7 protein-coding genes are annotated in these 17,409 nt (G+C 44.1%); 4 read left to right on the forward strand and 3 right to left on the reverse strand.

Going from position 1 to position 17,409, the window contains the following annotated elements:
- Positions 1-71 precede the first annotated feature (71 nt).
- A complete protein-coding gene (locus KO518_RS01205; RefSeq protein ID WP_216023978.1) occupies positions 72-1,493 on the reverse strand; it encodes a sulfatase in 1,422 nt (473 codons plus the stop codon).
- 230 nt (positions 1,494-1,723) lie between these two features.
- Between KO518_RS01205 and KO518_RS01210 the strand changes: the two genes are divergently transcribed.
- Positions 1,724-2,626: a hypothetical protein gene (locus tag KO518_RS01210; protein WP_252735729.1), complete on the forward strand. Its 903-nt coding sequence runs from the start codon at positions 1,724-1,726 to the stop codon at positions 2,624-2,626.
- 316 nt (positions 2,627-2,942) lie between these two features.
- Here KO518_RS01210 and KO518_RS01215 read toward each other — a convergent pair whose 3' ends face one another.
- Entirely contained in the window at positions 2,943-6,113 is a 3,171-nt protein-coding gene (locus tag KO518_RS01215; protein ID WP_216023979.1) for a TonB-dependent receptor, read from the reverse strand.
- A gap of 597 nt (positions 6,114-6,710) precedes the next feature.
- On the opposite strand from KO518_RS01215, the gene KO518_RS01220 reads away from it, so the two are divergent.
- Both KO518_RS01220 and KO518_RS01225 read left to right on the forward strand, forming a co-directional pair.
- Positions 6,711-9,740, forward strand: a complete 3,030-nt coding sequence (locus KO518_RS01220) for a sulfatase-like hydrolase/transferase (RefSeq protein ID WP_216023980.1) — start codon at positions 6,711-6,713, stop codon at positions 9,738-9,740.
- Positions 9,741-9,905: 165 nt separating this feature from the next.
- Entirely contained in the window at positions 9,906-11,345 is a 1,440-nt protein-coding gene (locus KO518_RS01225; protein WP_216023981.1) for a tetratricopeptide repeat protein, read from the forward strand.
- A gap of 35 nt (positions 11,346-11,380) precedes the next feature.
- On the opposite strand, the gene KO518_RS01230 is transcribed toward KO518_RS01225, so the two are convergent.
- Positions 11,381-13,939 (reverse strand): heparin lyase I family protein, encoded by a 2,559-nt coding sequence (locus KO518_RS01230; protein ID WP_216023982.1) that lies wholly within the window; start codon positions 13,937-13,939, stop codon positions 11,381-11,383.
- Positions 13,940-14,058: 119 nt separating this feature from the next.
- Here KO518_RS01230 and KO518_RS01235 point away from each other — a divergent pair, with 119 nt between their 5' ends.
- A complete protein-coding gene (locus tag KO518_RS01235; RefSeq protein ID WP_216023983.1) occupies positions 14,059-17,394 on the forward strand; it encodes a glycosyl hydrolase in 3,336 nt (1,111 codons plus the stop codon).
- Positions 17,395-17,409 lie beyond the last annotated feature (15 nt).

Consider the following 17,409-nt stretch of genomic DNA (forward strand, 5'->3'; position numbering starts at 1 on the left):
AGAATTTTGTAGAGTCTCATTTTCACCCGTATCCCCATAGATCTATTTCCCCTAAATGCCATGACCAGTCGCTAGTGTGTAACGCATTGGTGATATTTCGTACAGTTTTGCAACATCGTTTTTAATGCGTTTACATGCTTCTTATAGTCAGGGGTTGCTGACTGATTAATGGTTTCGTATGGGTCAACGGTGAAATCGTATAGCATTTCCTCAACGCGCGAATCATCTGCTTTATAGGTAGTAAAAATCAAATCATCGGTAATGATAGAGTCACCGTTTTTGAAGCGACTATAAACCTGCTTTTTGTGGGTGTTTGAAGGTGCGGTCATTACTTTTGTAAAACTCTGTCCATCAATATGTTGCGGTTTGGGAATTTTGGCTAAATCCAGTACGGTAGGAAAAATGTCGATTAGTTCCAGAAGTGCATCTGATTTTTCATTCTTTGCTACAGAGGGGCCAGCTATGATGAGAGGTACTTGCAACGCCGTTTTTAATAAGGTGTGTTTAGTCCAAAAGTTGTGTTCGCCTAAATGGAAACCGTGATCGCTTACAAAAATTACAGTGGTATGTTCCCGCAAACCTAAGAATGTTAATTGTTCAAGTACATCACCAACCAGGGCATCCACGTAACTTACTGACGCGTAATAGCCGCGCTTGGAAGCGACATGGAATTCGTCACTGTTATAGACATAATCGCCAAAACTGTAAGTTTTAATTTCGCCGGAACCGTGCAGCGAAGCAGGTGCTTGGCTGGGACGAGTCCGATGAAAAAATGGTGAGAACTTTTCCAGAGGATGAAGATCGTAATATTTCTTGGGCGCATAGAAAGGCAGGTGGGGGCGAATAAAACCTACGCTTAGAAAAAAAGGCTCATCTTTGGAAGCGAGAAATGATAACGCCTCTAATGTCTTGTTTTTTACTTTACCGTCTGGGTAATCTTCGTCATCGACATCCGCACTTTCGTACCAAGGAATACTCGTGTTGTCTGGGGCTGCTAATTGCTCATCCTGTTTTATCCCAGCATCGGTTCGCAACGATGTTGTGTGAGGCATTCCCGATGTATGCACGCCTTCGCTCCAGCTAACATCGGCTAAATCCCGTGGGTGATGAAATACTTTGCCTATGGCCATAGTGCGATACCCATTTTCACGCAGTACCTGGGGGAGCGATTTAGCACCCGGTGCATCAATCTCTGCCAAAGTTTTGTAATTGAGAAACCGATTTTTAGTAGGTCGCAACCCTGTGAGGAGACTGGCGCGCGAGGCGCCGCATACTGGCACATTTGCATAGGCTTTATTAAATGTAACGCCTTGAGACGCCAGTCTATCAATATTAGGCGTGTAAGCCTTTTCATCGCCATACGTCCCGAGCACCGGGCGAAGATCATCGACGATGATCATGACGATATTGTGTTGATTGGTCTGCGACGCCTGACCGGAAAAGGCCAATAAAGTAATAATTGCACCAAAAATACACCACTTTGCGTTTGTCATGTCTCACCTTACTCGTAAACCGTTTTCTATGTACTAAGGTTCCCGAAAAGCATCACGTGACCGTGGTCACACACCGAATGCTCCGCAAACAGAACACCTATTAACAATATTTACATTCTGACACAATGTGACTAAAGTTGACAATATATAATCATATCTGTTCATTATTGGTTATTTTGCATTGAGCTTAATTGACCTGCCTGCTTGATAGCTCCCTACACGAGGAATTTATGAAAACTGCTTTTCACATTGCATTTACAAGTCTTGTACTGTCGGCTTGTTCTACACACGCGGATATACAAAATCGAAATCGTGCGCTTGTAGTACCCCAGTCAGTACTTGAACAAGTTAATTTACCTCATGGGAAGTTGGCGGTAGTCATTGACGGGAACTCGCCAGATCCGGATGACATCGGCGCGACGCCTGTGCTTTTAGCACTCTTAGACAAAGCCCAAGCGTCAGACAGACTGGTACACATTTCTCATTCATGTGACTTGGATCCATTTCGAAATAAAGCTCGCTATCAAATTGATGCAGAAAATGAAATGCGACGTCAACGCATTCTTGACCACTCCATAACTAAAGCTCTTGACGTTTTTGGCCCATTTGAGCGAGTAAGCCAACTGTATAATTGCAGAACGGCACAACACGATGCCATTGCTGATTTAACTGCTGCTATAAACAATGCATCGAACGAAGAACCTTTGTGGATAATTGAAGCCGGTGAACCTGATCTTATTGGATATGCGCTAAAAGCCTCCCGCAAAGAAAAAAGGCGCTACGTAAAAGTCGTATCACACCATCCTGCTAATGATAACAGCGGCGATTACTTTACATGGCAAGAAATACTGGATTATGGTGTTGAAGAGCATCAAATTGGTGACCAAAATGTTGGGTTACAAACACCTATCAGCGCTTGGGATTGGGCAAAAAATAGTGAAAATAAAGGTATTTCACTTATCTGGGAAATGCTAGCTTACGCGGAGCAGGACGGAGTAGTTCCATTTCAAAGTGGCAAGTTTGACTGCTCAGATGCCGGAATGATCTTCTGGTGGATTACAGGTGCTGATCAGGGAGGAAACAAACATGCTACACCACAAGACATAAAGACAATTTTGACCATTGAAAACTAAAAGCGATTTCTCTACCGCACCATCGATATACGTTGTCACTCCCCTCCTGATATTGCAGAAACGGGCGCAATGCGCTCGCTCTCAACTTCGGCGTCTTTCGCCTGCCGCCAGCGTCTATAGTGAGAAAAGCGGATGTTTTATCTCGCGAATCACGGGTTTAACAGGTGCAGATTAAAAGCCTTGCCGCGGCAAGGCCTTAGGTAGGTACACGCCAATTTTAGTGTCTTTTTAACGTGCAATGGATAGGAACAAAGCTGTTCTTGTAGAGTAAATCGCTGGCTAAGACGCATTGTTCTTAGCCAGCGGAAGGTATGAATTAAAATCTGTAATTAACAGCTAATTGGTAGATGCGCCCCGTATAGGTGAGACGACTGACTGCTCTTTCATCTGTGCCCAAGTATTCTTTACCCACTTCGTCAGTTAAATTAAACGCGCGAAGGAATACTTTTGTTTTTTTGTTAATCGCATATGATCCAACAAAATCAAGACGACCAATGGCTGCACGTGTCCGGGAGTTAGTTCCTAAGAACGAGTTTGCCCCTTTCAGTGTTTGATCATCGCGCCAGTTATAAGATAACCGCAAACTGATGCCATCGTTCTCCCAATAGGTAATTACGTTGAAAGACTCAGGTGATACACGGGTTAACTCAACTTCGCTGCCTTCCTGGTCAAGACTGGTATAGTTGAAAACTCCACCGAATCCGTTCCACGGATAGGGTAAGAAATCGAGTTTTTGTTGAATCGCCAGCTCATAACCAGTAACAGTAATTGTATCGGAAACGTTGATGGGAGCTGTTATGTTAACTTCTCTGAAGTTTTCATTGCCATCATCATCGATGATAGGTGTAGTTTGTACGCATCCAAACTCACGCCCATTGGTGCCTGGCGTCCGTTCAATATCGCCGAGGAGATTGTCAACGATATTGTTGGTCCCTGGATCTGGGCAAAAGCCCTCTTCGGTGTCAAACAGGTTGGTAATATCTTTTTTGAAATAGCCGATGGATATTGCACTACCTTCCCGATTGTACCACTCAAGGGATAAATCGTAGTTTGTCGCTTCGTATGGTCTAACGGTTGCGGTGGGTAGGTCAAGGCGAACCGATTGATTGCCACCCCGAAGCGCCGCGGTAGGTCGTTGAGCCAATAAGTTAGGGCGAACGATACCTTCGTAGTACGCTGCTCTCAAGAGTAAATCTTCACGTAATTCAAACGTGATGTTTGCCATGGGCAAGGTGTGTTGATAGTCATCTTCAAAGGTAACGGGTGATGCGATACCATTGCGGCCTTGATCATCCACTTGGGTTTCAAAGCCATCAAATGTGTTGTCGGTTTGAATATGGCGTACACCGATATTACCTCTGTACATAACCGGGCCAAATTCACCGGCAAAATCCGACATGGCATAGATAGCAAAAATATCCTGTTCGGCTTCAAAGTTATAACCGATATTTGATGGCAGACCACTATTTCGGTCTTGAGTGTCCCAGAAACCGGTTCTGTTTCGCTCCAACTCAGGGTAGGGTGTACTGAATGTAGTAGCGGTTGGGATATTGTTAACGTCGGTCTCTATTCCTCTTTGTAACATTTCCAACGCCAGTGCGTTGTCAATAGTCAACCAGCCGGAGGTGTTATCAAAGGTGCCTGGAATGTTTCCACCAAAATAGTCGTTTTGCGACGAAGACAGCACATTGTCAGTGAGGAATGCATCAGAGATATTACTTGTATCAACACCAGCAAGACCTTGTCTTTGGTCAATACTTTCCAGTGATTCCCTGGAGAATCGCGCACCAAATTTAATGGTTTCGAAATTCAGCTTATCTCCAAATCCAAAATCTGTATAACGTTCGGCATTGAATTCTGCGCTAGTCACGTCACGGGATAAATCTCTCACGCGGCCAGTTATGCGGAAACTTAAGCGACGCCCCTGGTTTGCATCAGACACCGAATTGATACTTGCAGAACTTAAATTCGGAATTTGCCAAACCAAGTCATTGTAAACGTAAGGCTGCTCCAATTGTCCTTGGACAACGATATCATCCAGATTACCGTTTCCTGAATTAATCGATCCATTGAACCCTGTTGGAATACTTTCTACACCGGTTCTGCGGCCTTCTGCGTCGGTGAAGTTAAAAGCGGAACGCCAGTCTTGATCATGCAGAAAAGTAAAGCCGACATTCTGAAACTCGTTTGTCGCGTCTGATCGGGTAATCTTTCCGTCAAATGCCCAATTTTCGGTGTAATAGTCACCATATAAAATGATACCTTGCGTTTTTTCGCGGAATGTTGTTTTTCTGTTCTCAGTTTGCAGTGCACCATTTGTAAAGTCATATGCAGACACCGCGTAAACTAGCGGTGCATTCTGTTCATCAGCGGTTCTATCATAGGCAAATGGCGCTGTATCCATGTCGAGTGTTACACGACCATCAAAATGATCTCTATCGCGACGATTGGTATTGAAACCGGGGCTAAATGTACTCGCTTCTTTTGTTCCGTCAGCTAAGTCCCGCTCTGAAAATAAGAGATGTGCGCCCAGTTTAAAATGGTCTGCAACGCGATATTCGATATTTCCGGAAAACGAAACGCGGTCACCGTCACTGTATTCGCTAACGTTACGACCACGTGCAGGGGCCGTTAGCTGGGCATCATCTGGCAGCCCCCATTTTTCTCTGTATTCAGCAATGTTTGTTGCCCTGACATCACCATCGACAGTGTCGACTGATGTGTAGTCAATAATATCAAATGTGTCTCTTCTGAACGTTTGCCCCGAACCGGCTAACTTGAAGGCAACCCCGAGTTTATTGTCCATTAGATGCTTAACACCGGCAATTCTTACGTTGGGATCCACATTACCGGTTAAGTCCTCATAGCGACCACCGGCACTAAATGTCAGTATTCCGTCCTTCTTCGATAAGGCTTGCTGCAATTGCTGATCTACTGTACCTGCAATTCCTCCTGCCTGTAGATCGGCAGTGGGACTCTTAATGATAGTTACCCCGTCAAATATGCTTGCTTCAAACGCAGCAAAAGGATTGGGTTCACCGACAGAGTTGATATTATTCGCACTAGAGGGGGTGGCAAATGATTGGCCGAACGCTGTTGTTTTAACGAAGCCACTACCAAGGCCGCGGAGACTGATAGTGCTCTGTCTTCCCTCTTCATCAGAGTTTAGCTGAACACCGGGAATTGCCTGTAGCGCTTCGCCGAAATCTAGTGCTGGCAATGCATCAATATCTGTTGCCGATATAGCGTCTACAATAGATGGAGCATTGCGTTTAGTATTTAGTGCGTCTTCCAAAGAGTCTCTGACTCCTGAAACCTCTATTACTTCAATGTCCTCATTGGGAAGTTTTCTCTCTGCGGCTGCTGCGGCATTGTCGATCGCTGAGTTTACTTCCTGTGCTAATAGCGTGGGGGAGCTTATGGTTAACAATAGTGCTGCGGTATTACCCAACAGCTTTCTGTTTACATGTGATTGTGTGTTGTGCATCGTCCCATTCTCTTCGTTATTTGGTTTAAGTGCGTTTCTCTTAAACACCTTGTTAAGGATTTGTGAAACTATATTAACCACCCAAAACAATCAAAACAAGTCATTTGTCATCATTTTTAACATTTAATTTCAAATTGGACCTCAACATGGTAGATGTAATTTCCTTGCTTTTTGGCGTTAAATACAGAGGTTCTGGCGATTCCTTAAACGTGAATGCTAACGTTGTTTTTTTTAAATTATTGTTTTTTATTATTTTTTGTTTTTGTTGTTTAAACTAAAGTATTAAAGTCATTTGTGATTTTTATGCGTCATTATCGCTCACTCCGTGATTAATTAATGAGTAGAGACCTTCGCTGGTCCTTTTTTGGTACCGTCACCGGGTTGACAAGTATGGTGATATTTACTCTGTGGGAAAGACTTGTCGCCAATAAAAACAATAAATTGCTTTATTTTTCTTGTCTGTTTCTTTTAGTGGTTAAACTTGTAATAAAAATGTATTTTGATTATAAATGGTCTTTTGTTGTCAAATTCAATCTTTTGCGTTGACAGTGCAAATAACTAGCGTTGTTTCGGGAAGGCGCTCGGACAGGTTTTGAGATGAATAGATATTTTATATTGGTAATCCTGGTATCAATGACATTGTTTTTTACTGTATGTAGCCGTGCGAATGAGTCCGGAAAACCGTTAAATATCCTGGTATTTCTCGTTGATGATCTACGTCCGGATTTAGGGGCCTACGGGCACCCTCGGGTGCATAGCCCCAATATAGATCGGTTAGCCCAAGAGGGGGTGAAGTTTACCCGTGCCTATGCGCAACAAGCGATTTGTGGCCCCTCCCGCGTGAGTATCATGACCGGGTTACGCCCCGAAACAACCGGGCTATACACGATTCGAAAAGATGGACGACTAAGGCCCAACCAGCCCGATGTTGTGTCCTTACCACAGCTATTCAAAGCAAACGGCTATCAGACTATTAGTATTGGAAAGGTTTATCACAGCACTACAGATGATCAGGAAAACTGGTCAACGCATATTGAAAAATTAGATAACTTCTACGCAATTGAGAAGAACAAGGAGAGCCGATTCGCATACGAAGCCGGAAATGTGAAAGATGATTTTTATAAAGATGGCAAAGTGGCAAACGACGCTATTCGCACGCTCAAAGAAGTAAAAAATAAAAAATTTCTTATGTTTGTGGGGATGAGTAAGCCGCATCTTCCCTTTAACGCCCCTAAAAAATACTGGGATTTGTACGATAGTGCGCAAATCACAGTTCCCAACCGGCAAAAGCCTGAGGGTATGTATCGCCTTGCATTAACCAAGTGGGGTGAGCTGCGTATGTACGGCGGTATACCCAAAGAAGGCGGTACAAGTGACGCGCTGACCAGAACACTGATTAACGGGTATTACGCGTCAGTAAGTTACATGGATGCACAGATTGGTCGCATCATGAATGCAGTAGACGAACTTGGCTTGAGAGAAAATACGTTAGTGGTACTAATGAGTGACCACGGCTATAAGTTGGGAGAATATGGTGCATGGAACAAGCATACAAACATGGAGTTAGATACCCGTGTACCGCTGATCATTAGTCGTGAATTGTCTCACCAAACACGTGTTGCCAATAAAACCTCAGACGCGCTGGTAGAGAATGTGGACATCTTCCCCACACTTGCAGAAGCTGCAGGTATTTCAATACCAGATATTGATGGCACGAGCTTATTGTCCCTGGTTGACGAACCCGACAAAGATTTTAAAGAGGCGGCCTACAGTTTGTTTAACCGGGGTAAAATAATGGGGGTTACGGTTACTGATGGGGACTGGCGGTACACCGAATGGCGAAACGCAGAAACGCAAAAGGTAGAATACGTTGAATTATACGATCACAGAAAAACTCCTGTAGCACGATCTAATGAGTCGGGAGGGCCAAAGCATACCGGCATCGAAAATAAACTTCGGATGCTGCTACATAAAAAATTTCCGCTCGATGCCCCTTCGTTTTATCAAAAACGGCATATAGCCAATAACCAAATGCAGGTGGTTTTGACATCGGATTTTACTGACGAGCGGTTACAGCGTGGCGACGTGTACGATTTCTTTGATGTTGCCGTTCGCACAGAGCGAGGTAATGCGGGATCCAAACCCGCCTCATTTGGGCGCATACCGAAAGTCAATATGGTAAGGACGCTAGGTGGATGGTTTAACCAGGATCTCACTGGTGATACTTATCTGTGGGATGGCGAAAAGTACGTTTATAACTTTGCCCCTGCTTTTGAGCGAATTGATCAATGGTTGAAGAATGACTGGGAGATATTTCAAATTGTTCTAGACAACCCTCCCTGGGCATTTCAGCGAGGTTATAAGTTCGTCGATGAGCCGGATGGGCAACACTATTTAAAGAAAGACAGGGTAGGTGTTTACGGCAACGGATTACCCCCGAATGATTCAGAAGCATGGCAAGCATATATTCGGGAATTTTTGACCCAATTAGTTCGCCGGTATGGGAAAGATAAAGTAGGCGCCTGGCGCTTTCGAATTGGCTCTGAAATTGATACCAGACCACAGCATTGGGCGGCCACTCGCGAAGCGTTTTTCGAACACTACCGCAATACCGTTGAGGCGGTTAAATCTGTGCTGCCAAACGCAAAAGTGGGCGCTCATTTTCGCGAAGCATCTCACAAAAGCCACTACGTAGATTATACGGGAAATACGGAAAACGCGTACGCTCCTTTTTTCGTAAGTTGGGCGAAGAAAAATAACGTTCCGTATGATTTTCTCGCAATTTCTTATTATCCGCATATCACACATCCACACGAAATGGATATGGACGAGGTATATGCGACACAAATTGCCCCCATAAAGGCACATACAGATTTTAACCCCCATGCCGACTTTGAGATCCATGAATACAAATTTATTGTGAAAATGAAGCGCGCTGGCTTTGTTAGCGTTGCTACTTCTCACAATGCTGCGTTTTTTGCCATGTTCAGCAAAATGGTATTAACGCATGATATCAGAAAGGTGTTTCAGTGGGGGAATATGCATGATGGTTCATATAGTCCGGAGGCTATGACGCAGTTAGCGATTCACAGTATGCTGGGCAATGCTGTGTTCGATAATTTCTCAAATGTAAAAAAAACGGTCCAAGGCAACCGGGTCGACGGTATTTTCTCACAACGACAGGAAGGCGACGGGTTGGATATACTCACCTTCAATTTCAACACGGAAAACCCAGCTTACCAGAAACCAGAGTCACTGAAGCTTGTCATGAATGTCGACAAACCGGCAGGTACGAAATATAGGTATCGGGTCACACAAATTGACCGTGAAACAATGATCGAGCAACAATTTTGCGAAGATTTCCCCCAAGCTATGATACCGGAAAGCGAAGGAGGATGGCGCAAAGCTAATACTCATCCAACAGCCTCACTGCAAAACGCTCTGAATGAAGAAGGTCAATCTGTATTCGCGGAAAAAAGAGTTAACTACGGAAAAATGAATTCTCTTAACTGGAGTGAGTGGCGCGAAGGAGCGTCGGTCGGCAGTGCCTCTTCGCATTCAGATGTAGTCATAAAGGGCGCTATTCCATCTTTTGCGGTACAAAAATATGAGATACGTTGGCTATAAGCCGGTGAAGACGGCTAGTCCAGCGGTATTCAAGCATTTTTCTATGGTGCTGCAATAGAGCCGTGGTTACTACATGCTCGACCTGAGCCATGCATATACTCGCGGTCACAAGAGTCATTACATGTCTTATAGCTTGACTTGTTAAATTTATAAAGGACTCCAATAATGACAATTAAAAAACTCCTGGCCACAGCCATTTTGACAGGGTTGTCGGCTCATGCATTTGCAGTGAATGTACTTAAAGCCAATACCGAATTTAAGCACAAAAATTACGCATTGGCTGTGCCCCTGTATTTAGAAAGTGCACTGCTGGGTAATGCTCATGCCCAATATCAGTTGGGGGTTATGTATTCAAAGGGACTGGGAGTGGAGACAGATGCGGTATCTGCTTTGGTTTATTTTTCTTTAGCCGCAGAAAAACAATATTACAATGCTGAAGCGTTGGTAAATAACATGCTCTCTTCGCTAGATGAATCGCAGCTAATGCTCGTCAAGCAAGTCGTCAACGAGGTCAAACAGAAGCATCTTTTGCATCAACAGCAGTACTTGCCAGAATTAAATCACAATACACTTGACCAAAAGGTAACGTTTGACGGAAATGACGAGCTGGAACGCAACATCTATTTTGAAGCATTGAACGAATTTCAAAACTTTGACGATGAATTGAATAGTATGGAGGAGGACGACGTAACGGATTTGGTATTGGTTGTTAACAACCCCGGCTTTCTCGTAGTGGAAAATGACGTGGCCAGTGACGGTTCTGTCAGGTACGTAAGCGTGGTGCAAAAGTCGGGGAACACTCAGCGTTATCTCAATGCGTATAAACTTTTTCCATTGTCGAAGCCTGTACTCAACGGAAAGCCAGCCGCGTTTGTACACCGTGCATATTTGGGCGCAGCCATTAGTGATCAATTCACCTTAAATAAGGAAATACCTAGCCTATATCGAGAAACTCGTCGGATTGTGCGGACAGCTAAAAGTAATCCTTCGCTAGCATCTCTCTATGAGTATGCAATGGCAATGGTAGTGTTTCCTTGGATGCAAAGTGAAGCTGGCGAGGCAGAGGCTTTATTAAAGCAACTGGCTGTTAAAGGGCACCCAGCAGCAATGTATGAATATGGCATGCAGTTGTATTTGAGCCAGAAGGCGATCCCCGAAGCCATTCATTGGATAACAGAAGCAAGTAAATTTGGACTCGTTCGGGCTGAGTATCGATTAGGTAAGTTATTGCTATCTAGCCCGTGGGTTATTGCAGATGAGAAGAAAGCACTCTTTTGGTTTGAATCGGCAATGAAAAAAGGGAATGATGCGGCAGCCTTGCATACTGCCAAAATAAAATTAACGTCAGCAGATGCATCGCTGTTAGACGTTGAAGGGGCAATACAACATCTGGACTCAATAGTTGGTTCTCAGAACCTCAACCCTGAATATTATTACCTGCTATCTCTTTCTTACAGGCTGCGCCCAGAACGAGATTTCAAACGCGCGGTTGAAGAACTGGAACGTGCTATATCTATGGGGAGACGCACGAATTGGGACACCTCCGAATGGGAGGCATCGCTGGCTAAAATGTTAGAGGGCAGCATCACCGTAACCGATTTTTAGAGAAACTTTGCTTATTGCAGAACAATCTTAATAATCTACTGGCCTGGCGCTACATCTTCGTATGTTGCATCAGGATGATCTGTCATGCGTATTTCATCTAGATACAGGTAGTGCTCATTTTTCATACCACTTAAATCACCATTGAAATACAATCCCCATGAGGGATAAATGCCTTTGTCGTCGTTGTAACCAAATTGGATATTGTGCTGATTGAGGACTTTTTTGCCGTCTACCCATAGCTCTAAGAAACCTGTTTTTGCATCCGAATAGTCCACCTTGACATGAAGAACAAAGTCCACCCATCTATCCAGATAGTCTGCTTTACTACCTGGTATTTTAAAGTGAGACGTTCCATCGCCGTGGCGTGTGGGGCTGAGCGTATATGGGTCCCATTTCCAATTTCCTTTCATACCGCTTTCACTAAGAGTCAGGCTAAATGGAGGGTTTCTAGAATGTTCTTTCAGCCGTTTATCGGCACTGCCGTGTATTTGAAAAAACAGCCACTCATTGGGTTCGTTTTGCGTTCCCTCCTTAGGAAAGAAAAAACTGAAACCGTACCAGGCTTCTGCGCCTTTTACTTTTTGTGTTTTGAAACCGTGGAACATGGCTTTTCTGTCAACGTTATCTATTTTTTTAGGGTCGCCATTGTAAGCGGCCGGATTTTCGTGATGCCATGTTAGTTTTGCGGCATACTGACCACTGCGAACAATCTCCGTTTCCAAATCAAAAGCGTCTTCACTTTGCAGTTGATTGAACATAAAGTTCTTGGCAAGCGCAGCGTCTAACCCCGGGGTGAAGCCTCGAGGCGATACGGCATTCCAACCTTTGTTTTCAAAAGATTCATAAATGATAGCTGTACTCTTTGAAAAGTTACTCTGATTTGGTTGGTGTTGAGGTGATCGAAAAGTGCCGTCTTGCCACAAGTACAAGCGTTGAGACGGGCCTTGCTTGACATTTAAAAGCACCGCAACAGCATCACCTGAACTATCGCGGATTGCCTCCATTTGTATCCGTGTGTTTTTAAGGGAAAGATATACATCTTTTACCTGCCAGTTAACGCCATTTTGACTAGTTGCTTTAGCGAAAGTGGTGTGGTTGTTTCGATTGCGGTAGGTCACTAAAGCATGGTGATTGTTTTGCTCTTTTGTTAACTCTTCTATCTCAAGGATTTTAATTACTTCTTCGCCATTCTCATTGCGAAGTGAGCGGTTTACCGTGTTGGGCATAGGCAAATTATGTGTCCATTGACCATCGTTAAATGACGTCAGACGCCATTCGCGTGCGTCTTTAGTGCGTGCCTCGTAGGCTAATGCCGGTGCCCCGCTTTCTAATACCACAGGAACGGTAGCAAACGGTGTTTCCTCCTTGTCAGTGGAATCGAAAGCTAGCATCTTTTCATTAGCGACTTCCAGGGTTACTGGAAGTTGTATTTGCTCACCTTGGGCGTTGTACATGGTGTCATTGGTTGTATCTAAACGCATGTAATATGCATTAATACGGGCATACGTAGTTTTGTCGTGTAATTCGAGGAAGTTACATTCGTGCCACAAGTAGCTAATAGCAATTTCTGAATCAGATATTTTCAGCGGATTGATATAAAATGTATCCACATTGATTGGGTTATCTAGCTGTGGTGTTGGCGCTGTAATTATTACTGGTTGCTCAAATCTGTGGGTCCCCGCTTTCATTTTGTAGTACACCCAAGGGGACTTGTGCGTACCTGCCCGCGTAAAAAAATAGATATCACCATTACCCATTTTGTAGCTTTTTGTATAAGAAGCGAAGGGAGATATGTCGTCTACGTAATGGAATTCGCTAATATCATAGGGGTTCTTGGACATGACATGAAGCATTCGCCCGCCAGCGTGCGGTGTGTCAATAGACATTGGGTTAAGCCCATCTTCGCGTTCTCCACCATGGCCACCGTATATCAGGTGTAAGTATCCTTCGCTATCCATTTCTATGACTGGCCTGCCGTGACTATCTATTTTGCGTTCATCCTTTGACAGGGTGCTTTCCGCTGCTTTGAACGGCCCTTGCCATTGGTGAGTGACGAGATTGTATTTAGCTATGTAGGGGTCTGTTAGCTGGCCTTGGTAAGTGATGTATACCGTATCGCCGTCTACATAATGCCACCCTCTGTGGGGGTTGCCCTGTAAGTTATCTGTGAAATATCCAGGTGGTAACTCAGGAAGTATTGCTGGCAGCGGTTTCTTTGGACCTAAATTTTCTTCTGCCATCCCGTAAATATCGCTGAAACTTTTGCCGCTTTTAAAAGCGTTGTAAATGGGTTGGTATTCGGGGTATTGACCGAACATGTACTGGTCTATCCGCCATTGCCAATAGCTTTTGCTTTCCGGATCCGTAGGGTCTATTTGTGCTTCAAGCGCAGCGAAAACATTATCCGTCTTAGAAAACGTATCGATCAAAGCTTGGCGCTGAGAATAAAAGCTGACTTTCTCTTTAGATTCCACGCGGCTATCCGTCAGGCTGCAACCGCTGGTAATCGCGATAACGCAAAGCAATAGGGTCGTTAGCCATAGAATGTTGGCGTTTGAGGCGCCTTCTGTGAACGCATCACGTTTGAGTTTCATAATTATTTTCTCGGTTGGCCTCACATAGATGTGAGTGTTAAGTCACCTTCCCTTTAAAAACAAACAAAGGTGATATATATTCGGTCATATGTAATCGCAATGTTACAAAAGTAATCATTATGAATCAAAGTCAATTTGCTGAAATGTTCCATTCTGTTGCTGACGTCGTTTGTAAAATGTCATTAGTCGTCTTTCTATTCGGGAGTTTAGTGAACGCAGATACCCTGTCGGAACAAGCTTTTAAAAACCCTGAAAAGACTTTTTTACCTAAAACTTGGATGCACGCAATGAACGGTAATCTCAGTAAAGATGGCTTTACCGAGGATTTCAGGGCACTGGGTGATGCAGGAATCGGGGGCGCCATATTTTTTCATGTTCATCGACGCAATGTACCTTACTCATCTAACGGGCCAATCAGATTTGGTACTGAAGAATTCTACGATCATCTCGTTCATGCTGCCGCACAAGCCGACAAAAACAACATAGAGTTTGGTATTCATAATTCAGATGGCTGGACTTCGAGTGGCGGACCTTGGATTACGCCTGAATTGTCCATGAAGCGAATAACATGGTCAGAAGTTGCCGTAAGTGGAGGAAGAAATTTAACGCCACCTCAGCCGGGTTACGCAGAGGGGTTTTATAGAGACGTAGCTGTAATCGCCTTACCTATAAATAAATTTAATGCAAATAATGCCTTTGCCAATGCGAAGCTAAGCGCTTCAGATTCTGCACTGAACGTTGCAGCATTGTCGGATAGCGATTGGGATACAGAACTCGAGTTTGTTAAAAATAAAAATGATGAGTATTGGGTTCAAATTGAGCTTGAAACCGCTGCGTCGCTGCGTAGCTTACAGATAGAAACGCCCAACCGGCATGGGGACGCTTCACTACAGGTGTCAGACGATGGTATCAACTTTACCACCGTGGTTGATAAACTTCGCAGGCCGAGAACGGGGGCTAGGATGTGGGCATTCAGTCCGCAGCTAGTCAGTAAGGAGCAGGATGGATTTAGGGCAAAGTACTTTAGAATTGTTTTTACTAAACCTATTGCTATTAAACGCTTTGACTTGTGGTCGATACCTCGCATTGACAATTGGCTTTCAATGAATGCAATGGAGCGCGGAAGACTTAGCATGACGCCTTCATTAGCGCCTGAGGCAATGACTAGCGTAAATGATGTCGTGGTACTAAATAGAGGTGATTTGCCTCAAGACGGTGTTCAAGTGCCAAGTGGAAATTGGCGTATTCTGCGATTTGGATACACCAGTACAGGGGCTTTTAATGTGCCGGCTACGGTTGAAGGAGAAGGTTTAGAGGTAGATAAGTTCGATCCCAGTGCTTTGCGGTACCATTTTGAACAGTATGTGGGGAAGCTGGTTAAAAAAGTGCAGGAGGAAGGCATACAATCTCTAAAAACAACAGAGATTGATAGCTATGAAGTAGGAGGCCAAAACTGGACACAGAATATTGATAAGTCGTTTGAAGCGAAGTTTGGTTACGATCTTATCCCGTGGTTACCTTTATTGACAGGCCGCATTATAGAATCCGCTGAACATACAGGCGCTATTTTACAAGATTTTCGACAGCACTTGTCAGATCTTATGGTTCAGAATTATTTTGGGGAGTTTACTCGGGTATCAAATGAGTACGACCTAGAGTCGTACATTGAACCCTATGGTTGGGGGCCTTTTGATGAATTAGCCGCAGGGGGGCAAGCGGACCGCCTTATGGGAGAATTTTGGGTAAGAGAGCAGGAATATAACGGCCGTGTTATGGCTGCTATCTCCTCTGCCCACATATATGGAAAGAACATTATATCAGCTGAGTCTTTCACATCTATTAATACGGTAAATTGGTATGGCCATCCATATTTCTATAAACATTATGGTGACGAAATGTGGGCAAGGGGCATAAACGAAACCATGTTCCACCGCTTTGCGCATCAACCTAACAACTTTGTCAAGCCGGGCATGACGATGGACTCGATTGGGTCCCATATTGATAGAACCCAAACGTGGTGGGGCAATGGAGGAAAAGCCTGGTTTAAGTATTTGGCGCGCGGCTCATATTTGCTTCAACAAGGAGTTCCCGATGCCGATTTTCTTGTTCACCTTGGGGATATGGCTCCGTTGCGCGTAGGTAATGCGAATAATACATCAGTGCCAGCTGGGTTTGGCTACGATTACACCAATACTGAGGTGCTTATTAACCGGGTAAAAGTGGAGGACGGATACCTAGTGCTGCCTGAAGGTACCCGTTATCGTGCATTGCATTTGTACAAAACCGGGTATATGCACCTTAAAACTTTACAGCGAATTAAAGAACTAGTGGCACAGGGAGCAACAGTTATAGGAGATAAGCCAGATAAAGTTATTGGATATAGTGAATGGTCAAAGCAGAAAGAGTTTGACTCAATTGTAGAAGAGCTGTGGGGGGAGGAGTCAGAAAACGAAAAACATCTACGGCGCTACAAAAAAGGTATAGTCAGTAGTTTTACGCTTCAGGAAACCATAGCCCAATTAAATTATGCCCCCGACTTGGTGATAGACGGAAAGCCTGCACAGTTTTTCGCCCACCGGCGTATAGGTAAAAATGACCTGTATTATTTTTATAACGATGATCCATTCTTTAAGCAAGTTGAAGTGAATTTGCGAAATGGCAATGGCAAAGCTGAAATATGGAATATCGATGATGGAAGCATTGAACATATCACTGACTTTACAAGAGCAAATAAGCGCCTTACAACAACTCTGCCTTTAGAGCCATTCGCCTCAAGGTTTATTGTAATTCGCCGTGAAGGTCAAACGCCGAACTACGTGAATAAGCAAAGCACACTATTGCGCGATTATTACGTTAACCAACACAAGGTATTACATGAATTTGATCAACCATGGGAGGTATACTTTGACGAAGAGTGGGCAGGCCCAGGTAAGGTAACCTTCAATACGCTCATAGATTGGAAAAACAGCCCTCTTTCGTCCATTAAATACTATTCCGGTACCGCGAAATATACCAATCACTTTTTTATAGCGTCATCGCAAATGACTGATGGAAAACCGCTCTATCTTGATTTAGGCGACGTCCAACAAATAGCTGAAGTGAGCGTTAATGGAGAGCCTGTTGCAACGCTTTGGAAGCCCCCATTTGTTGTGGATATTAGCGGGGCTATCAAAGCAGGAGAAAACACCCTTGAGGTTGATGTAACCAATACCTGGGTGAATCGATTAATTGGTGATGAAGCGTTACCCGATACAAGCGGCTACTCAATGATTGGAGATACCGCGCCGTGGATCGTCGAGAACAGACCACCACCAAAAAGTGAAAGAGTAACATTTACTGGGTTTAATTTCTTTGAAAAGCAACCCAAAAAGCTACAGTCTTCGGGCTTGATTGGTCCGGTAAAGGTATTCAAAGTATCAACGGAGATGGGCCCAGTACTGTCTGGCAAATTCTGAGCGAGTACAAATGAG

The organism is Aestuariibacter sp. A3R04 (assembly GCF_018860805.1).
In the GTDB taxonomy this organism is placed as follows: Bacteria; Pseudomonadota; Gammaproteobacteria; order Enterobacterales; family Alteromonadaceae; genus Alteromonas.